The organism is Mycobacterium sp. 20KCMC460 (assembly GCF_022179425.1).
GTDB lineage: Bacteria > Actinomycetota > Actinomycetes > Mycobacteriales > Mycobacteriaceae > Mycobacterium > Mycobacterium kiyosense.
Genome location: NZ_AP025524.1, coordinates 1,624,659 through 1,643,143, shown reverse-complemented (window position 1 = coordinate 1,643,143; position 18,485 = coordinate 1,624,659). Strand labels below are relative to the sequence as shown.

Below are 18,485 nucleotides of genomic sequence, written 5' to 3'. Positions count from 1 at the left end.
GCGTGCTGTGTCCTTTGCCGATGCCACGATTGCGCGCCTTCCCGGGGTAATTCAGCCCTTTGCGATGCGCCACCATGAGTTGATCAAATTCGCCATCGTCGGCGGCACCACATTCATCATCGACTCAGCAATTTTCTACACGCTCAAGCTCACCATTCTCGAATCCAAGCCGGTCACCGCCAAGGTGATCGCCGGGATCGTCGCGGTCATCGCGTCCTACATCTTGAACCGGGAATGGAGCTTCCGGAACCGCGGCGGCCGCGAGCGGCACCACGAGGCGCTGCTGTTCTTCGCCTTCAGCGGTGTGGGGGTGCTGTTGAGCATGGCGCCGCTGTGGTTCTCCAGCTATGTGCTGCAACTTCGGGTGCCCAATGTGTCGCTGACGGTGGAGAACCTCGCGGACTTCGTGTCGGCGTACATCATCGGCAACCTGTTGCAGATGGCGTTCCGGTTCTGGGCGTTCCGGCGTTGGGTGTTCCCGGACGCGTTCGCGCGCGACCCGGACCGGGCGCTGGAGTCGGCGCTGACCGCTGGCGGGATCGCCGAGGTCTTCGAGGACGAGATCGAGGGCGGGAACGTGACGTTGTTGCGCGCCTGGCGCAACAAGCGCAAGGGGCAGGCTCAGCTGGGTGACTCTTCGGAGCCCAGCGTGTCGAAGACTTCGTGATAGAGCAGCGCGTGCACCTCGCGTAGCCGCGGGATGTCGTGAAATTCCAGCGGGTCCTGGGACGCCGACTCGACGATCAGCGTGCCGCTGCGGAAGATCCGCTCGAAGACTTTGTCCCGGAACTGCACGCTGTTGATCCGCGCGATCGGGATGTCGATGCCGCTTCGGGTCAACACTCCGTGCCGATACATGATCCGCCGGTTGGTCACCACGAAATGGGTGGTCAGCCAGGTGAGGAACGGCCACGCCGTCAGCCAGCCGACGACGACCAGCCAGACGCCCCAGATGACGCCGAACAGGATCTTCTTGGTGAGCGGCTGCCACTGGCTGCCGTCGACCACCCCGCTGCCCAGCGCGGCCAGCCCGGTCAACAGGAGCAGGCTCAGCACCGGCAGGATCAGCCGCTTCCAATGCGGGTGCCGGTGCAGCACCACTTTCTCGCCGGCGGCCAGGGCGTTGTCCGGGTAGCTCATATCCGCGACCCTATCTCTGGCTTCAACGCAAATGCACGACATCGCCGGCGGACACCACGACGGTCTGGCCCGACTTGTCGGCGTCGTTGTCCCAGGTCTGAAGGCACAACCGGCCCTGGGCGTCGACGTCACGGGCGACGCCGACGACTTCGCGGCCGCCCGGTAGTTCGGCCCGCACCCGCGAACCCAGGGTCAGGCTGCGGGCCCGGTAGTCGTTGGCCAGCGCGGCCCACCCGTCCGTCGCGCCGCGCCAGGCCTTGATCCGCTCGCCCAGTTCCCGCAGCAGCCGGCGCACCAGCAGGTTCCGGTCGGGTGCGTCGACGCCCTCGTCCCGCAGCGACGTGGCCCCCGGCCCGTCGAGATCCCCGGGCGCCTCGGTGACGTTGAGCCCGATGCCGATCACCGCGAACGGCTGGGACACCTCGGCCAGGATCCCGGCCAGCTTCCGCATCGAGTTCGAGGCCCCGGCGAGTACGTCGTTGGGCCATTTCAGGCACGGTTCGACGGGTGTTTCGCCGGCCACCGCGTCGACCACCGCCAGGCCGGTGGCCAGCGACAGCCAGCCCCAGCCGGCGGTCGCGACGTCGTCCACCCGCACCCCGACCGACAGGGTGAGCTGCGCGCCGCCGGGGGTCGACCAGGTGCGACCGTGGCGCCCCCGCCCGGCCGTCTGGTGCTCGGCGATCAGCACGTGGCCGTCGATGTCCTCGCCCGCGCCGGCGCGAGCCAACAGGTCGGCGTTGGTGGATCCGGTTTGCGCGACGACGTCGAGTCGGCGCCAGTAGGACGGCTCGCCGAGCACCTCGACGCGCAGCGCGGCTTCGTCGAGCGGCGTGGGCTGGTCGCGGTCTGTCATCGGCTCAGCTTAAGAGGCGCCGGGCTCCCGGCTGAGCATGTCCCGCACCGCCAGGTGGCTGAACAGCATGCTGGTGCCGATCGGGTTGCCGCCGCCCGGGTAGGCCAGGCCGCTGGGCGCGGCCATGGTGTTGCCGGCGGCATAGAGGCCGGGGATGGGCCGACCGGCCGTGTCGAGCACCCGCGCGGCGGCATCGGTGCGCAACCCGCCCTTGGTGCCAAGATCCGAGATGCCGAATGCGGCAGCGTGATACGGCGGTTTGTCGATGGGAACCAGCGGGGACGCGCCGCCGGAGAAGGCGCGGTCGAACGCTTCGTCACCGCGGCCGAAGTCCTCGTCGACGCCGGTGGCGGCGAATTCGTTGAAGCGCGCAACGGTGGCTACCAGCGCATCGGCGGGCACCCCGATCTCGGCGGCCAGCTCCGGCAGCGTGTCGGCGGTGTGCCACAGCCCGGCGTCGACGTACTTCTGCGTCTCGACGATGGGCACGTTGGCGGCCTTGACCGGGGGCACCTCGCCTTCCCGGTCGTCGTAGATCATCCAGTACGGCAGCGTGACCGAGCCGTCCTGCAGCCGGGCGATGATCTCGCGGCCGGCCCGGTCGTAGGCCCGGGACTCGTTGACGAACCGGTTGCCGTCCTGGTTGACGAAGATCCCGCCGGTGAACCAGAGCGCGAACGCGCAGCGCCCGTCGGGGTGCGTCATGCCGGGCGACCACCAGGCCTGGTCGAGCAGGTCGGTGTCGGCGCCGGCGGCGATGCCGGCCTGCAATGCCTGGCCCAGACTGCCCGGGCCGCCCATGGTGTCGCGGGCGACGCCGGGCACCCCGTAGCGGCGGCGCAGTTCGTCGTTGTTCTCGAACCCGCCGGCGGCCAGCAGGACGCCGCGCCGGGTGCGGATGGCGGTGCGTTCGCCGTGGTGCTCGACGACGGCACCTTGCACCGAGCCGTCGACGACGACGAGCTCGACCAGCGCGGTGTCGCGCCGCAGCGACGCGTTGGGGTACTGGCCGATGGCTTTGAGGAACCGGGCGATCAGCGCGCGGCCCCCGACGTAGTAGTCGGCGGGGGTCGGGGCGCCGAGTCGTTCGGTGTCCAGCGGCCCGCGGATGGCGTCGCGCAGTTCCGGCGCGGCGGCCACTTTCAGCGGCTTGGCCGCGATGTGGCGCCGGCCGTCCAGCCGCGCCTTGGGCGCCTTGCCGTAGTAGTCGGGCCACGGCAGCGGCACGAACTTGATGTCGGGGTCCTGTTCCAGGTATTCGATCAGCGGCGCGCCGCCGCGCACGAACGTCTCCTGCAGTTCGAACGGGGTGCGGTCGCCGACCACCGCGTGGTAGTAGGTCAGCGCGTCGTCGATGGTGTCCTCGACACCGTCCCAGCCGCCGGCCCGCTGCAGCACCGGGTTGCACGGGAACCACACCCCGCCGCCGCCGGAGTAGGCGGTGGTGCCGCCGAACTTGTCGGTGGACTCGATCAGCAGCACCTCGAGGCCCTCGCGGGCGGCGGTGTAGGCGCCGGTCACGCCTCCGCCGCCGGAACCCGCTACCAGTACGTCGCACTCCTGCGCCCAGTCGACCACCGCTGCTCCTCCTGCTCTGCCGGTATGCCCCGCATCGACCAGCATTGACGACGCCCGTCCGGCGCGCCGGGCCGCGTCCCGCTGACCGGGTATCAGAGCGCCGATTAAGGAGTTACTAAGGGCCTACAACGGATCGGCCGGCCCTGCCGATAACATCAACTCCCATGACAAGCGTTACCGACCACTCTTCCCATACGGCTGAGCCCGCGGCCGAGCACGTCATCGACATCCACACCACTGCCGGCAAGCTGGCCGAACTGCACAAGCGCCGCGAAGAGTCGCTGCACCCGGTCGGTGAAGCCGCCGTCGACAAGGTGCACGCCAAGGGCAAACTCACCGCACGCGAACGCATTACCGCGTTGCTGGACGAGGACTCGTTCGTCGAGCTCGACGCGCTGGCCAAGCACCGCAGCAAGAATTTCGGTCTGGACGCCATCCGCCCGGTGGGTGACGGTGTGGTCACCGGCTACGGCACTATCGACGGCCGCGACGTGTGCATCTTCAGCCAGGACGCCACCGTGTTCGGCGGCAGCCTGGGCGAGGTCTACGGCGAGAAGATCGTCAAGGTCCAGGAGCTGGCCATCAAGACCGGCCGCCCGCTGATCGGCATCAACGACGGCGCCGGCGCGCGCATCCAGGAGGGGGTGGTCTCGCTCGGCCTGTACAGCCGGATCTTCCGCAACAACATCCTGGCCTCCGGCGTGATCCCGCAGATCTCGCTGATCATGGGCGCCGCCGCGGGCGGGCACGTCTACTCCCCCGCTCTAACCGACTTCGTCATCATGGTCGACCAGACCAGCCAGATGTTCATCACCGGCCCCGACGTCATCAAGACCGTCACCGGCGAAGACGTCACCATGGAGGAACTCGGCGGCGCCCACACCCACATGGCCAAGTCGGGCACCCTGCATTACGTCGCCTCCGGCGAGCAGGACGCCTTCGACTACGTGCGCGACCTGCTGAGCTACCTGCCGCCCAACAACGCCACCGACGCGCCGCGCGAGCCGGCGCCGCTGCCCGTCGGGCCCATCGAGGAGAACCTCACCGACGAGGACCTGGAGCTGGACACGCTGATCCCGGATTCGCCGAACCAGCCCTACGACATGCACGAGGTGATCGTCCGCATCCTCGACGACGACGAGTTCCTCGAGGTCCAGGCCGGCTACGCGCAGAACATCATCGTCGGGTTCGGCCGGGTGGACGGCCGCCCGGTGGGCATCGTGGCCAATCAGCCCACCCAGTTCGCCGGCTGCCTGGACATCAACGCCTCGGAGAAGGCCGCCCGCTTCGTGCGGACCTGCGACTGCTTCAACATCCCCATCGTGATGCTGGTCGACGTGCCCGGCTTCCTGCCCGGCACCGGCCAGGAGTACAACGGCATCATCCGGCGCGGCGCCAAGCTGCTCTACGCCTACGGCGAAGCGACCGTCCCCAAGATCACCGTCATCACCCGCAAGGCCTACGGCGGCGCCTACTGCGTGATGGGCTCCAAGGACATGGGCTGCGACGTCAACCTGGCCTGGCCGACGGCGCAGATCGCGGTGATGGGCGCCTCCGGCGCGGTCGGTTTCGTCTACCGCGGCAAGCTCAAGGAGGCCGCCCAGGCCGGCGAGGATGTCGACGCGCTGCGCCTGCAGTTGCAGCAGGAGTACGAGGACACGCTGGTGAATCCATACATCGCGGCCGAGCGCGGCTACGTCGACGCGGTGATCCCGCCGTCGCACACTCGCGGGTACATCGGGACGGCGCTGCGGCTGCTGGAACGCAAGATCGCGCAGTTGCCGCCGAAGAAGCACGGGAACATTCCGCTGTGAGCGAGGTGAGCGCTGTGAGCGAGGTGAGCGCCGTGACCGACGAGCCGCACCCGCACGAACCGCACATCCAGATCACCAAGGGGCACCCGACGGATCAGGAGCTGGCGGCGCTCGTGGCGGTGCTGGGCAGCATCGGCGGCGGCGCTCCGCCACCGCAGCCCGAACCCACCCGCTGGGGCCTGCCGGTGGACAAGTTGCGGTACCCGGTCTTCAGCTGGCAGCGCATCACCCTGCAGGAAATGAAGCACATGCGTCGATGACGCGGCTGGTGCTCGGGTCGGCCTCCTCGGGCCGGCTCAAAGTGCTGCGCCAGGCCGGTGTCGAACCGGTGGTGGTGGTCTCCGGGGTCGACGAGGACGCGTTGCTCGCCGGGCTCGGTCCGGCGGTTGCCCCCGACGAGGTGGTGCGCGAACTGGCCCGTGCCAAGGCCGAGCAGGTGTGCGCCGTGCTCGACGATCCCGCCGTCACCGCGAATTGCGTTGTCGTCGGCTGTGATTCGATGCTTTACCTGGACGGCCGGCTGTGCGGCAAGCCGGAGTCGATCGACGACGCCCGCCGGCAGTGGCAGACGATGGCCGGGCGATCCGGCGAATTGCACACCGGGCATTGCCTGGTCCGGCTGCGCAACGGCGCAGTCGTGCAGGCCGAAGCCGAAACATCAACCACCACAGTGCATTTCGGATCCCCTGCAGAAGCCGACCTGGAAGCGTACCTGGCCAGCGGCGAATCTTTGGGCGTAGCAGGGGGATTCACTCTGGACGGCCTCGGCGGCTGGTTCGTCGACGGCGTGGACGGCGACCCGTCGACCGTGATCGGACTGAGCCTGCCGCTGCTGCGCACCCTGCTGGCCCGTTGCGAAGTGACGGTCGCCGACCTGTGGGCGGGGCAGCCTCGCTGACACCAGCCGTTCCAACCCCAACCGCAACCACCACCGGCACCGAACTAGCCAGGCCTGGGCCATAAGTCGCTGAAAACCCCGGCGCCGCTCTGAGTAGGCTCGACGGCGTGCCACTTCCCCCAGATCCCAGCCCCACCCTGCAGGCTTACGCCCACCCCGAACGGCTCGTCACCGCCGACTGGCTGTCCGCCCACATCGGCTCGCCCGGCCTGGCGATCGTCGAGTCCGACGAGGACGTGCTGCTCTACGACGTCGGTCATATCCCCGGTGCCGTCAAGATCGACTGGCACACCGACCTCAACGACCCGCGGGTACGCGACTACATCAACGGCGAGCAGTTCGCCGCCCTGATGGACAGCAAGGGCATCGCCCGCGACGACACCGTGGTGATCTACGGCGACAAGAGCAACTGGTGGGCGGCCTACGCGCTGTGGGTGTTCACCCTGTTCGGCCATCCCGATGTGCGGCTCCTCAACGGCGGACGCGACCTGTGGCTGTCCGAACGCCGCGACACCACCTTGGAGGTGCCCAGCAAGACCTCGGCCGGCTATCCCGTCGTGCAGCGCAACGACGCGCCCATCCGCGCTTTCAAGGACGACGTACTCGCCGCCCTGGGCAGCCAGCCGCTGATCGACGTGCGCTCCCCCGACGAGTACACCGGCAAGCGCACCCACATGCCCGACTACCCCGAAGAGGGGGCGCTGCGCGCCGGCCACATCCCCACCGCGCGGTCCATCCCGTGGGGCAAGGCGGCCGACGAGAGCGGCCGGTTCCGCAGCCGTGCCGAACTCGAGGAGCTGTACGGGTTCGTACAACCCGAGGACAAGACCATCGTGTACTGCCGCATCGGCGAACGGTCCAGCCACACCTGGTTCGTGCTGACCCACCTGCTGGGCAAGCCGGGGGTGCGCAACTACGACGGTTCCTGGACCGAGTGGGGCAACACCGTGCGGGTGCCGATCGTGGCCGGTGCAGACCCCGGGACAGCGCCCAGCTGATGAGCATGCCCCCGGCGCTGGCCGAAGTGGTGTCCGACTTCGCCGAAGTCCAGGGCCAGGAGAAGCTGCAGCTACTGCTGGAGTTCGCGAACGAACTGCCGCCGCTGCCCGCCGATCTGGTCGAGTCGGCGATGGAACCGGTTCCCGAGTGTCAGTCGCCGCTGTTCCTGCACGTCGACGCCAGTGACGCCGACCGGGTGCGGTTGTATTTCAGCGCCCCGGCCGAGGCGCCGACCACCCGCGGGTTCGCCTCGATCCTGGCGACCGGTCTGGACGAACAGCCCGCGGCCGACATCCTGGCGGTGCCGGAGGACTTCTACACCGACCTCGGTCTGGCCGAACTGATCAGCCCGCTGCGGCTGCGCGGCATGTCGGCGATGCTGGCCAGGATCAAGCGGCGACTGCGCGAATCCGCCTGACGGTAGACCGGGTTTCACCGCCTTCGGCGCGCCGCATAAACTTCCCAGCACAGGACTTGTAAGAAATTCTCTTAGAGACGAAGAAAACGCTAAAACAGGAGGCGCAGTGCCCAGTCACGCCAGCTCGCGAATCGCCAAGGTTCTGGTCGCAAACCGCGGCGAGATCGCAGTCCGGGTGATCCGGGCCGCCAAGGACGAGGGTCTGGCCAGCGTGGCGGTGTACGCCGAACCCGACGCCGACGCCCCGCACGTCAGCCTGGCTGACGAGGCGTTCGCCCTCGGCGGGCAGACCTCGGCCGAGTCCTACCTGGACTTCGGCAAGCTCCTGGACGCCGCGGCGAAGTCGGGCGCCAACGCGATCCACCCCGGGTACGGCTTCCTGTCCGAGAACGCCGACTTCGCCCAGGCCGTGATCGACGCCGGCCTGATCTGGATCGGGCCCAGCCCGCAGTCGATCCGCGACCTCGGCGACAAGGTCACCGCGCGTCACATCGCCGCCCGCGCGCAGGCCCCGCTGGTGCCCGGCACCCCCGATCCGGTCAAGGACGCCGACGAGGTGGTGGCCTTCGCCAAGGAGTACGGCGTGCCGATCGCGATCAAGGCCGCCTTCGGCGGCGGCGGTCGCGGCATGAAGGTGGCACGCAGCATCGAGGAGATCCCCGAGCTGTTCGAGTCGGCCACCCGTGAGGCGGTCGCCGCGTTCGGCCGCGGCGAGTGCTTCGTCGAGCGCTACCTGGACAAGCCCCGCCACGTCGAGGCGCAGGTGATCGCCGACCAGCACGGCAACGTCGTCGTCGCCGGCACCCGGGACTGCTCGCTGCAGCGGCGCTTCCAGAAGCTGGTAGAGGAAGCGCCGGCACCTTTCCTCACCGACGCGCAGCGCAAGGAGATCCACGAGTCGGCCAAGCGCATCTGCAAGGAGGCGCACTACTACGGCGCCGGCACCGTCGAATACCTGGTCGGCCAGGACGGCCTGATCTCGTTCCTGGAGGTCAACACCCGCCTGCAGGTGGAGCACCCGGTCACCGAGGAGACCGCCGGCATCGACCTGGTGCGCCAGCAGTTCAAGATCGCCAACGGCGAGAAGCTGGACATCACCGAGGATCCGACGCCCCGCGGGCACGCCATCGAGTTCCGGATCAACGGCGAGGACGCCGGCCGTGGCTTCCTGCCCGCCCCCGGCCCGGTGACCCGGTATGACACCCCGAGCGGACCCGGTGTCCGGCTGGACTCCGGCGTGCACGCGGGTTCGGTGATCGGCGGACAGTTCGACTCCATGCTGGCCAAGCTGATCGTCTACGGCGCCAGCCGCGAAGAGGCGCTGGCTCGCTCCCGGCGTGCCCTGGACGAGTTCCACGTCGAGGGTCTGGCCACCGTGATTCCGTTCCACCGGGCGGTGGTGTCCGACCCGGCGTTCATCGGCGACGAGAACGGCTTCAGCGTGCACACCCGCTGGATTGAGACCGAGTGGGACAACACCATCGAGCCGTTCACCGGTGGTGAGCCGCTCGACGAGGAGGAGTCCCGGCCGCGGCAGAAGGTGGTCGTCGAGGTCGACGGCCGCCGGGTCGAGGTGTCGCTACCGGGTGACCTGGCGCTGGCCAGCGGCGCCCCGGACGCCGTCGGCGTAGTGCGACGCAAGCCCAAGCCCCGTAAGCGCGGCGGCCACGGCGGCGCCGCGGCCTCCGGTGACGCCGTGACCGCACCCATGCAGGGCACCGTGGTCAAGGTTGCCGTCGAGGAAGGCCAGGAGGTTTCCGTCGGTGACCTGGTGGTGGTGCTGGAGGCGATGAAGATGGAGAATCCGGTCACCGCGCACAAGGACGGGGTGATCACCGGTCTGGCGGTCGAACCGGGCGCGGCCATCACCCAGGGCACAGTGCTCGCCGAGATCAAGTAGGCGACGCGGTTCGCCATTGCGTTGTCGGCCCTGCCCGTCGCGGGTAGGGTCGGGACTGGTTGAGTTCACAGCCGTTCGGAACGACTTGCTGGTGCAGCACGATTCGCGGGGATCCTGCGCCGCACATCATCGTCGACTGGACGGAGCCACCATGTCCGTAACCCAGATGTGGCTGAAATGCCCCAACGCCGAATTCACCGCGCGATGGGAGGCGTCCAGCGGCGTCGTCACCGCTCGCGGTGAACTCGATGCCGCCAACTCCGATCAGTTCGCCCAGTACGTCGCGCGCTGCGCCCGGCACTGCCGGTGGCTGGTGGTCGACCTCACCGACCTGGATTTCCTTGGCACAGCAGCGTTTTCGGCGTTGCACCGGATCAACGTGGAGTGCTCGGCAAACGACACCACGTGGGCGATGGTGCCCAGCCGGGCGGTTTCGCGGCTACTGCGGATCTGCGATCCGGACGGCACGCTGCCCATCAAAGAGTGGACCGCGCCGCGGGGACCCGAACCGGCGCGACTACTCCAGCTGGTCCCGCAGCCGCGCTAGGGATTTCGCCAGCAGACGCGACACGTGCATCTGTGAGATGCCGACCCGCTCGGCGATCTGAGTCTGCGTCATGGACTCGAAGAACCGCAGTACCAACACCATTCGTTCGCGCTCCGGCAACGCCTCCAGCAGCGGCCGCAGGGCCTCGCGGTTCTCGATGCGGTCCAGACCGGAGTCGACGTCGCCCAAGGTGTCCGCGATCGCGCGGGCGTCGTCGTCCTCGTTGCCGCCGCCGCTGTCGATCGACAGGGTGTTGTAGGAGCTGCCGGCGACCAGACCCTCCACCACTTCGGCGCGGTCCATGCCCAGTTCGGCGGCGAGCTCGGTTGCGGTGGGCGCCCGACCGAGCCGTTGCGACAACTCGGCGGTAGCGGTGCCCAGCCGCAGGTGCAGTTCCTTGAGCCGGCGCGGCACCTTGACCGACCAGCTGTTGTCGCGGAAGTGCCGCCGGACCTCACCCATGATGGTGGGTACCGCGAAAGAGACGAAGTCCGAACCGGTTTCGACGTCGAAGCGCACCACGGCGTTGACCAACCCCACCCGGGCGACCTGGATCAGGTCGTCGCGTGGTTCGCCGCGGCCCTCGAAGCGCCGTGCGATGTGGTCGGCCAGCGGCAGACAGCGCTCCACGATCTTGTCCTGCCGCCGCTGAAACTCCGCCGAGCCGGCAGCGAAGCTGGCGAGCTCGCGGAACATGTCCGGAACATCGGCGTATTCGTTAGGTCGCGAAGTGGAACCGCCGGCAGGTTGCTCTGTCAACTGGCCGTCACTTACCGGGGGCCGCCCGCCGCGCGGTCAACGAGATGCCGAAGACACTGCCCGTTGCATCCGGCTTGCGGCCGTCGTGGAACGTCTGGACGTCGTCGGCCAGCGAGGTCAGTACATGCCAACTGAAGCTGCCCGGCGCCACCACGTCGTGGGTGTCGCACGCCGCGGACGCCTCGACCACCAGTTCCTCGTCTCGCGGATCCACCACCAGCGTCAGCGAGGCGCCGGCGGTCGCCGAGCGGATCAACCGGGTGCACACTTCGTCGACCGCCAGCCGCAGGTCGGCGACGGCGTCGAAATCCAGGTCCTCGAAGGTGCCGATGGCGCCGACCAGGGTTCGTAGCATCGCCAGGTTCTCCAGGCGCGCAGCCACGGTCAATTCGACGGCGCGGTAACCGCGTTGACGCCCGTCAGCGCGTAGATCCGCATCGCTCATTTGGCCTCCCGGCAATATTCGACTGACACTACCCTGGGTCTGGTCTCCGGCTGAGGCGCCGGGTTGCGGCCCGCCGTGGACCAACGGGTCGAGCCGGTTGGTCATGATCGCCACCGGGTATTCAACCAGTCGTCGGCGGGGTGGACGTATCCGACTCTCGTTTCGCGTTTCGGTGTCGATCCGGGAGGCACGTCTCGCAGCTGGCCAGGGTGGTGTCGGTTGTCGTGTTCGTCGTGATCTCGCTCCCCATGATGGGGTAACCACGCCAACGCATTTTTGCCGGTACTCATCATGGTCCTCTCCTGATACCCCGTCGCAGGCGCTGGCAAAACTATAAAAACAACCCCGCCCGACCGGGCCTTCGCCCCGGCTCGGCCGGCAGGCGGCGGCTCACGGCGGGTGTTCGGTGTACCAGCGCTCAGCGACTCGGCGGACCGGCGGACCAGTTACAGCGCCATCACCGGGCCGGCGATCGGCGCAACGCTCATGGCCAGCGTCACCAGCATCAGCGTCAGCAGGAACCAGCCGGCGCCGTGCCAGCCCCACCAGACGCCCTGCGCGCGCCAGACGCGGTAGGTGCGGAAGAACGCCCACACTCCGGCGAGCATCAGGATCAGCGGACCTCCGAACGCCAGCATCGTCCGTTCCGGCGGGCCGCAGGCGACGGTGTCGACGCTGCCCCCGCCGCAGGTGGAAACCCACAGCGCAGCAATGACCACGAAGCTCACCCCGGCCGCCGTGGCCAGCGCCGCAAACTTTATGGCGGCGTGCACCTCGTTGTCGTCCTGACCCAGGCGGTCACCGCGCAATTTCTCGTCTGCCGTATGCATCGGAGCACCTCTATCTGGCTTTTCTCGTGCTGGACGCCCGCACGGCGGATCGCGCTCGCGCCCGCTGGACGCCGTTTTCCTTCAATACCCAGCGCCAACTTTCGGCAAACCGCCGCCGCTCGGGGCTGGGCGCACGGGCCGCAAACCGGGTATCCGGCCCCCTGCCGCGAAGCGGTCGCAAAAGGATCGGCTCTAGCGGAGCGCATACCTCGCGTGAGTACTATCTGAACTTATGGCGACAGCCAGAAGGCGGTTATCCCCCGAGGATCGACGCGCTGAACTGCTCGCTCTGGGGGCGGAAGTATTCGGCAAGCGACCCTACGACGAGGTGCGGATCGACGAGATCGCGGAACGCGCCGGGGTTTCGCGTGCCCTGATGTACCACTACTTCCCGGACAAGCGGGCGTTCTTCGCCGCGGTGGTCAAGGACGAGGCGGATCGGCTGTACGCGGCCACCAACATCAGCCCGGCACCGGGCATGACGATGTTCGAGGAGATCCGCACCGGTGTGCTGGCCTACATGGCCTACCACGAACAGAACCCCGAGGCGGCGTGGGCGGCTTACGTCGGTTTGGGCCGGTCCGACCCGGTCCTGCTGGGAATCGATGACGAGGCCAAGAACCGGCAGATGGAACACGTCATGACCCGGATCGGCGAGATCGTCAGCGACATGCCCGGTACCCAAGTGCTGGAACCGGAGGTCGAGCGCGACCTGCGCGTCATCATCCACGGCTGGCTGGCGTTCACGTTCGAGATCTGCCGGCAGCGGATCATGGACCAGACTCTGGAGGCCGACCGGCTGGCCGACGCCTGCGCGCACACGCTGCTTGACGCGATCGTCCGGGTCCCGGCGATCCCCGAGAAGCTGGCCGAGGCGATGGCAACCGCGCGGTTCAAGCCGCAGGCCTGAGGCGAGCCGGACGAGTTGTCGGTGCCCGCAGGCACGATGGTTGGGTGAGCACCGCGCCGGCCGAATCCGAAGCTTCGTCGCCTGCCGCGCTGGCCAGGTTCAGCGCGGTCACCCGCGACTGGTTCACCACTACTTTCGCCGCGCCCACCGAAGCGCAGGCCGCAGCGTGGACGGCCATCGCCGACGGCGACAACACCCTGGTCGTCGCGCCGACCGGCTCGGGCAAGACGCTGGCTGCATTCCTGTGGGCGCTGGACAGTCTGGCGCGTGCCCCCGAGCGGGCGCCGGGCACCCGGGTGCTCTACGTCTCTCCGCTCAAGGCGCTGGCGGTGGACGTGGAACGCAACCTGCGCACCCCGCTGGCGGGCCTGACCCGCTTAGCGCAGGCGCGCGGCCTGCCCGCCCCCGAGATCAGCGTGGGCGTCCGCTCCGGCGACACCCCGCCCGCGGCGCGCCGTCAGCTGATCAGCCGGCCGCCCGACGTGCTGATCACCACTCCCGAGTCGCTCTTTCTGATGCTGACGTCGGCCGCGCGGGACACTTTGGCCGGGGTGCAGACGGTCATCGTCGATGAGATCCACGCCATCGCCGCCACCAAACGCGGCGCCCACCTGGCGCTGTCGCTGGAACGCCTCGACGAGTTGTCCGATCGGGCCGCCCAGCGCATCGGCTTGTCGGCAACCGTGCGGCCGCCCGAGGAGCTGGCCCGGTTCCTGTCCGGTCAGGCCAGAACCACCATCGTGGCCCCGCCCTCGGCCAAGACGGTCGAGCTGTCCGTGCAGGTGCCGGTGCCCGATATGGCCAATCTGGCCGACAACTCCATCTGGCCCGATGTCGAGGCGCGGCTGGTCGACCTGATCGAGTCGCACAACTCGACGATCGTGTTCGCCAACTCGCGGCGGCTGGCGGAGCGGCTGACCGCGCGACTCAACGAGATCCATGCCGAACGCTGCGGCGTCGACGTTCCCGGGGGTACCAACACCCAGGTGCCCGGCGGCGCGCCGGCGCACGTGATGGGCAGCGGACAGAGTTTCGGCGCGCCCACCCTGCTGGCCCGCGCCCACCACGGCTCGGTCAGCAAGGAGCAACGCGCCATCGTCGAAGAGGACCTCAAGAGCGGACAGCTCAAGGCGGTGGTGGCCACCTCCAGTCTGGAGCTCGGCATCGACATGGGCGCGGTGGATCTGGTCATCCAGGTCGAAGCACCGCCGTCGGTGGCCAGCGGATTGCAGCGCATCGGGCGGGCCGGCCACCAGGTCGGTGAGACCTCCCGCGGCGTGCTGTTCCCCAAGCACCGCACCGATCTGCTGGGCTGCGCGGTCAGCGTGCAGCGGATGCTCACCGGCCAGATCGAGACCATGCGGGTGCCCGCCAATCCGCTGGACATCCTGGCCCAGCACACGGTCGCGGCAGCGGCCCTGGAGCCTCTCGACGCCGACCGCTGGTTCGACACCGTGCGGCGCAGCGCCCCATTCGCGACGCTGCCCCGCGGCGTGTTCGAGGCCACCCTGGATCTGCTGTCCGGCAAGTACCCGTCTACCGAATTCGCCGAGCTGCGGCCGCGGCTGGTCTACGACCGCGATCACGGCACGCTCACCGCACGGCCCGGCGCCCAGCGGCTGGCCGTCACCTCCGGCGGCGCCATCCCCGACCGTGGGCTGTTCACCGTTTATCTGGCAACCGACTCCGAGAAGCCGTCGCGGGTGGGCGAGCTGGACGAGGAGATGGTCTACGAGTCGCGCCCCGGCGACGTGATCGCGCTGGGCGCAACCAGCTGGCGCATCGTGGAGATCACCCACGACCGGGTGCTGGTGGTCCCGGCGCCGGGCCAGCCGGCCCGGTTGCCGTTCTGGCGCGGCGACGATGTCGGCCGGCCCGCCGAGCTGGGCGCCGCGCTGGGCGCGCTGACCGGGGAGCTGGCCGGGATGACCCGGGATGCGTTCGGAAAGCGTTGTGCAACATGGGGTTTCAACGACTATGCGATCGACAACCTGTGGCGGCTACTGGACGAGCAGTGCGCGGCCACCACGGTGGTGCCCACCGACACCACGCTGCTGATCGAGCGCTTCCGCGACGAGCTCGGCGATTGGCGGGTGGTGCTGCACTCGCCCTACGGGCTGCAGGTGCACGGTCCGCTCGCGCTGGCGGTCGGCCGGCGGCTGCGTGAACGTTACGGCCTGGACGAGAAACCGACCCCCTCCGACGACGGCATCGTGGTGCGCCTGCCCGACACCGGCTTCTCCGGGATGTCCACCGGCGAGGACACCCCGCCCGGCGCCGAGCTGTTCGTGTTCGACGCCGACGAGATAGACCCGATCGTCACCGCCGAGGTCGGCGAGTCGGCGCTGTTCGCCTCCCGGTTTCGGGAGGCGGCGGCGCGCGCCCTACTGCTGCCGCGCCGCCATCCCGGCAAGCGGTCCCCGCTGTGGCAGCAACGGCAGCGGGCCGCGCAACTGCTGGAAGTGGCGCGCAAGTACCCCGATTTCCCGATCGTGCTGGAGACGGTCCGGGAATGCCTGCAGGACGTCTACGACGTGCCCACGCTGACCGGCCTGATGGCGCGCATCGCCGCGCGCGAGGTTCGGGTGCTCGAGGTCGAAACCGCCAAACCGTCGCCGTTCGCGGCGTCGTTGCTGTTCGGGTACGTGGGCGCATTCATGTACGAGGGCGATGTGCCGCTGGCTGAGCGGCGCGCCGCGGCCCTTTCGCTGGACAGCACGCTACTGGCCCAGCTGTTGGGCCGGGTCGAACTGCGCGAGCTGCTCGACCCGGAGGTCATCGCCGGCACCGGTCGCCAGTTGCAGCATCTGTCGCAGGACCGCGCCGCCCGCGACGCCGAGGGCGTCGCGGACCTGCTGCGGCTGCTCGGTCCGCTGACCGAGGAAGAAGTGGCGGCCCGGGCCGCCGCCGACGAGGTGGGCGGCTGGCTGGAAGGCCTGCGCGCCGCCCGGCGGGCGCTGACGGTGTCGTTCGCCGGGCGCAGCTGGTGGGTGGCGGTCGAGGACATCGGCCGGTTGCGCGACGGGGTGGGCGCCGCGGTCCCGGTGGGGCTGCCCGCGGCTTTCACCGAGTCGGTGACCGACCCGCTGGGCGAGCTGCTGGGGCGCTACGCGCGCACCCACACACCGTTCGACACGGCCCAGGCCGCGGCCCGGTTCGGGCTCGGGCTGCGGGTGACCGCCGATGTCCTGGGCCGGCTGGCCAGCGACGGACGGCTGGTGCGCGGGGAGTTCGTGGAGAGCAATGGTGGCCCCGGCGCCGAGCAGTGGTGCGACGCCGACGTACTGCGCATTCTGCGACGGCGCTCGCTGGCCGCGCTGCGTGCGCAGGTCGAACCGGTCAGCACCGCCGCCTACGGCCGGTTCCTGCCGGCCTGGCATCACGTGGGCGACAAGTCGTCGAGGCATGCCGGTCTGGACGGACTGGCCACCGTCGTCGAGCAGCTGGCCGGGGTGCGCATACCGGCGTCGGCGCTGGAGCCGCTGGTGCTGTCCCCGCGGGTGCGTGACTACGCGCCCGCGCTGCTCGACGAGTTGCTGGCCAGTGGCGAGGTCACGTGGTCGGGCGCCGGGTCGATCTCGGGCACCGACGGCTGGATCGCGCTGCACATGGCCGACTCGGCCGCCATGACCCTCACCGCGCCGGCCGACATCGAATTGACCGAGGCGCATCACGCGATCCTGGACACCCTGGCCGGCGGCGGCGCGTACTTCTTCCGCCAGCTCGCGCAAGGCGGGCAGCCCGAGGCCGACCTCAAGGCCGCGCTGTGGGAGCTCATCTGGGCCGGCCGGGTCACCGGCGACACCTTCGCGCCGGTGCGGGCCCTGCTGGGCGGCAGTCCCCGCAAGCGATCGGCACCCGCGCACCGTAGCCAGCGGCCACCGCGGCTGAGCCGCTACAGCGTCGCGCACGCGCAGGCCCGCAGCGCCGATCCCACCGTGGCCGGCCGCTGGTCGGCGCTGTCGCCTCCCGAGCCGGACTCGACCCTGCGCGCACACTTTCAGGCCGAGTTGCTGTTGAACCGCCACGGCGTGCTGACCAAGGGCGCGGTGGCCGCCGAAGGGGTGACGGGCGGTTTCGCCACGCTGTACAAGGTGCTCAGCGGGTTCGAGGATGCCGGCCGCTGCCAGCGCGGCTACTTCGTCGAGTCATTGGGCGGCGCCCAGTTCGCGGTCGCTTCGACGGTTGACCGGTTGCGCGGCTATCTCGACGGGGTCGACCCGCAGCGGCCCGAGTATCACGCGGTGGTGCTGGCCGCGACCGATCCGGCCAACCCGTTCGGCGCGGCGCTGCCCTGGCCGGGCGCCGCCGGCGAGGGCGCCCGACCGGGCCGCAAGGCCGGGGCGCTGGTGGTGTTGGTCGACGGCGAGTTGTGCTGGTTCCTGGAAAGGGGCGGGCGGTCGCTGCTCACGTTCGGCGCGGATGCCGGCGCGGCGCAGGCGGCCGCGGGGGCCCTGGCGGATCTGGTCGCGACCCGCCGGGTGGCGTCGCTGCTGGTCGAACGGGTCGACGGGGTGTCCGTGCTGGCGCCCGACGGACCCGGGACGGTCGCGGCGTCGGCCTTGGTCGAAGCGGGCTTCGCCCGCACGCCACGCGGTCTGCGGCTGCGGTAGGCGACCATGCCCGAAGGTGACACGGTCTTTCACACCGCGGACACGCTGCGCCGCCAACTGGTGGGTCGGACGCTGACGCGCTGCGACATCCGGGTACCGCGGTTCGCCACCATCGACCTCACCGGAGCTGTGGTGGACGAAGTGCTCAGTCGCGGCAAGCACCTCTTCATCAGGGCCGGGTGGGCCAGCATCCACTCACACCTGAAGATGGACGGCAGCTGGCGGGTCGGCAGCCGGCCGAAGCCGCGGATAGACCACCGAGCACGAATCATCCTGGAAACGGACGACGTTCGGGCCGTCGGAGTCGATCTGGGTGTGCTGGAGATCCTGGAGCGTGACAGCGAGGACGCCGCCGTCGCCCATCTCGGGCCCGACCTGCTCGGCGAGGACTGGGATCCGCAGCTGGCCGCGGCCAACCTGGTCGCCGACCCGGACCGTCCCCTCGCCGAGGCGCTGTTGGACCAGCGGGTCATGGCCGGGATCGGCAACGTCTTCGCCAACGAACTGTGTTTCGTCAGCGGGCGGCTGCCGACCGCACCGGTCAGCGCCGTCGCCGATCCGCTGCGGCTGGTATCGCGGGCCCGGGACATGTTGTGGGCCAACCGCTTTCGCTGGAATCGCTGCACCACCGGCGACACCCGGGGTGGTCGGCTGATGTGGGTGTACGGGCGGGCCGGGCAGGGCTGCCGACGCTGCGGCACGCCCATCTGCGCCCAGGACCCACCGCCGGGCAGCGCCGAACGGGTGCGGTACTGGTGTCCGAACTGTCAGCGCTGAG

The 18,485-nt window shown here is 69.5% G+C and carries 17 protein-coding genes; 11 read left to right on the top strand and 6 right to left on the bottom strand.

Annotated features, from left to right (window positions below; genetic code table 11):
• The first annotated feature begins 7 nt into the window (after nucleotides 1-7).
• Nucleotides 8-667: a GtrA family protein gene (locus tag MKCMC460_RS07650; protein WP_236981364.1), complete on the top strand. Its 660-nt coding sequence runs from the start codon at nucleotides 8-10 to the stop codon at nucleotides 665-667.
• Here MKCMC460_RS07650 and MKCMC460_RS07645 read toward each other — a convergent pair.
• Genes MKCMC460_RS07645 through MKCMC460_RS07635 form a run of 3 tightly spaced genes read right to left on the bottom strand, consistent with a single transcriptional unit; the run spans nucleotide 622 to nucleotide 3,619 of the window.
• Entirely contained in the window at nucleotides 622-1,140 is a 519-nt protein-coding gene (locus MKCMC460_RS07645) for a PH domain-containing protein (protein WP_236981363.1), read from the bottom strand. The two genes, MKCMC460_RS07650 and MKCMC460_RS07645, sit on opposite strands and share 46 nt — an antisense overlap.
• 22 nt (nucleotides 1,141-1,162) lie before the next feature.
• Nucleotides 1,163-1,996, bottom strand: a complete 834-nt coding sequence (locus tag MKCMC460_RS07640) for a biotin--[acetyl-CoA-carboxylase] ligase (protein ID WP_236981362.1) — start codon at nucleotides 1,994-1,996, stop codon at nucleotides 1,163-1,165.
• A 9-nt stretch (nucleotides 1,997-2,005) separates the two neighbouring features.
• Nucleotides 2,006-3,619 carry an FAD-binding protein gene (locus MKCMC460_RS07635; protein WP_236981361.1) on the bottom strand — a complete coding sequence of 538 codons (1,614 nt, stop codon included), beginning with the start codon at nucleotides 3,617-3,619 and terminating at the stop codon, nucleotides 2,006-2,008.
• 119 nt (nucleotides 3,620-3,738) lie between these two features.
• Between MKCMC460_RS07635 and MKCMC460_RS07630 the strand changes: the two genes are divergently transcribed.
• The 7 genes from MKCMC460_RS07630 (at nucleotide 3,739) to MKCMC460_RS07600 (ending at nucleotide 10,150) form a co-directional block, all read left to right on the top strand.
• Nucleotides 3,739-5,388, top strand: a complete 1,650-nt coding sequence (locus MKCMC460_RS07630; RefSeq protein ID WP_238305494.1) for an acyl-CoA carboxylase subunit beta — start codon at nucleotides 3,739-3,741, stop codon at nucleotides 5,386-5,388.
• Complete coding sequence (locus tag MKCMC460_RS07625; RefSeq protein WP_370653090.1) at nucleotides 5,385-5,648, top strand: acyl-CoA carboxylase subunit epsilon; 264 nt, start codon at nucleotides 5,385-5,387, stop codon at nucleotides 5,646-5,648. The genes MKCMC460_RS07630 and MKCMC460_RS07625 overlap by 4 nt, the downstream gene beginning before the upstream one ends.
• Nucleotides 5,645-6,286 (top strand): nucleoside triphosphate pyrophosphatase, encoded by a 642-nt coding sequence (locus MKCMC460_RS07620; protein ID WP_236981360.1) that lies wholly within the window; start codon nucleotides 5,645-5,647, stop codon nucleotides 6,284-6,286. The genes MKCMC460_RS07625 and MKCMC460_RS07620 overlap by 4 nt, the downstream gene beginning before the upstream one ends.
• A 107-nt stretch (nucleotides 6,287-6,393) precedes the next feature.
• Complete coding sequence (locus tag MKCMC460_RS07615) at nucleotides 6,394-7,284, top strand: sulfurtransferase (RefSeq protein ID WP_238305493.1); 891 nt, start codon at nucleotides 6,394-6,396, stop codon at nucleotides 7,282-7,284.
• Nucleotides 7,284-7,703: a SufE family protein gene (locus MKCMC460_RS07610; RefSeq protein WP_236981359.1), complete on the top strand. Its 420-nt coding sequence runs from the start codon at nucleotides 7,284-7,286 to the stop codon at nucleotides 7,701-7,703. Before MKCMC460_RS07615 ends, MKCMC460_RS07610 begins: the two co-directional genes overlap by 1 nt.
• 106 nt (nucleotides 7,704-7,809) lie before the next feature.
• Entirely contained in the window at nucleotides 7,810-9,603 is a 1,794-nt protein-coding gene (locus MKCMC460_RS07605) for an acetyl/propionyl/methylcrotonyl-CoA carboxylase subunit alpha (RefSeq protein ID WP_236981358.1), read from the top strand.
• Nucleotides 9,604-9,754: 151 nt separating this feature from the next.
• Complete coding sequence (locus MKCMC460_RS07600; protein ID WP_236981357.1) at nucleotides 9,755-10,150, top strand: STAS domain-containing protein; 396 nt, start codon at nucleotides 9,755-9,757, stop codon at nucleotides 10,148-10,150.
• Here MKCMC460_RS07600 and MKCMC460_RS07595 read toward each other — a convergent pair.
• From MKCMC460_RS07595 to MKCMC460_RS07585, 3 genes are all read right to left on the bottom strand, one after another.
• Entirely contained in the window at nucleotides 10,121-10,909 is a 789-nt protein-coding gene (locus tag MKCMC460_RS07595) for an RNA polymerase sigma factor SigF (protein WP_236981356.1), read from the bottom strand. The genes MKCMC460_RS07600 and MKCMC460_RS07595 overlap by 30 nt on opposite strands.
• Nucleotides 10,910-10,916: 7 nt before the next feature.
• Nucleotides 10,917-11,354, bottom strand: a complete 438-nt coding sequence (locus MKCMC460_RS07590) for an anti-sigma factor (RefSeq protein ID WP_236981355.1) — start codon at nucleotides 11,352-11,354, stop codon at nucleotides 10,917-10,919.
• 446 nt (nucleotides 11,355-11,800) lie between these two features.
• Nucleotides 11,801-12,184, bottom strand: coding sequence for a hypothetical protein (locus MKCMC460_RS07585; RefSeq protein ID WP_236981354.1), 384 nt, complete (start codon nucleotides 12,182-12,184; stop codon nucleotides 11,801-11,803).
• A 232-nt stretch (nucleotides 12,185-12,416) separates the two neighbouring features.
• On the opposite strand from MKCMC460_RS07585, the gene MKCMC460_RS07580 reads away from it, so the two are divergent.
• The 3 genes from MKCMC460_RS07580 to nei2 are packed head-to-tail and all read left to right on the top strand — an operon-like array spanning nucleotide 12,417 to nucleotide 18,484.
• Complete coding sequence (locus MKCMC460_RS07580) at nucleotides 12,417-13,094, top strand: TetR/AcrR family transcriptional regulator (RefSeq protein ID WP_236981353.1); 678 nt, start codon at nucleotides 12,417-12,419, stop codon at nucleotides 13,092-13,094.
• A 44-nt stretch (nucleotides 13,095-13,138) separates the two neighbouring features.
• Nucleotides 13,139-17,707 (top strand): ATP-dependent helicase, encoded by a 4,569-nt coding sequence (locus tag MKCMC460_RS07575; RefSeq protein WP_238305492.1) that lies wholly within the window; start codon nucleotides 13,139-13,141, stop codon nucleotides 17,705-17,707.
• A 6-nt stretch (nucleotides 17,708-17,713) separates the two neighbouring features.
• Nucleotides 17,714-18,484, top strand: coding sequence for an endonuclease VIII Nei2 (gene nei2, locus MKCMC460_RS07570; protein WP_236981351.1), 771 nt, complete (start codon nucleotides 17,714-17,716; stop codon nucleotides 18,482-18,484).
• Nucleotide 18,485: the final 1 nt, after the last annotated feature.

Excerpts from the sequence above, each read along its gene's own strand:
- MKCMC460_RS07620 (WP_236981360.1), top strand. The coding sequence starts at position 5,645 with ATGACGCGGCTGGTGCTCGGGTCGGCCTCCTCGGGCCGGCTCAAAGTG.
- MKCMC460_RS07640 (WP_236981362.1), bottom strand. The coding sequence starts at position 1,996 with ATGACAGACCGCGACCAGCCCACGCCGCTCGACGAAGCCGCGCTGCGC.
- MKCMC460_RS07590 (WP_236981355.1), bottom strand. The coding sequence starts at position 11,354 with ATGAGCGATGCGGATCTACGCGCTGACGGGCGTCAACGCGGTTACCGC.
- MKCMC460_RS07635 (WP_236981361.1), bottom strand. The coding sequence starts at position 3,619 with ATGCTGGTCGATGCGGGGCATACCGGCAGAGCAGGAGGAGCAGCGGTG.
- nei2 (WP_236981351.1), top strand. The coding sequence starts at position 17,714 with ATGCCCGAAGGTGACACGGTCTTTCACACCGCGGACACGCTGCGCCGC.
- MKCMC460_RS07600 (WP_236981357.1), top strand. The coding sequence starts at position 9,755 with ATGTCCGTAACCCAGATGTGGCTGAAATGCCCCAACGCCGAATTCACC.
- MKCMC460_RS07580 (WP_236981353.1), top strand. The coding sequence starts at position 12,417 with ATGGCGACAGCCAGAAGGCGGTTATCCCCCGAGGATCGACGCGCTGAA.
- MKCMC460_RS07630 (WP_238305494.1), top strand. The coding sequence starts at position 3,739 with ATGACAAGCGTTACCGACCACTCTTCCCATACGGCTGAGCCCGCGGCC.
- MKCMC460_RS07610 (WP_236981359.1), top strand. The coding sequence starts at position 7,284 with ATGAGCATGCCCCCGGCGCTGGCCGAAGTGGTGTCCGACTTCGCCGAA.
- MKCMC460_RS07585 (WP_236981354.1), bottom strand. The coding sequence starts at position 12,184 with ATGCATACGGCAGACGAGAAATTGCGCGGTGACCGCCTGGGTCAGGAC.
- MKCMC460_RS07645 (WP_236981363.1), bottom strand. The coding sequence starts at position 1,140 with ATGAGCTACCCGGACAACGCCCTGGCCGCCGGCGAGAAAGTGGTGCTG.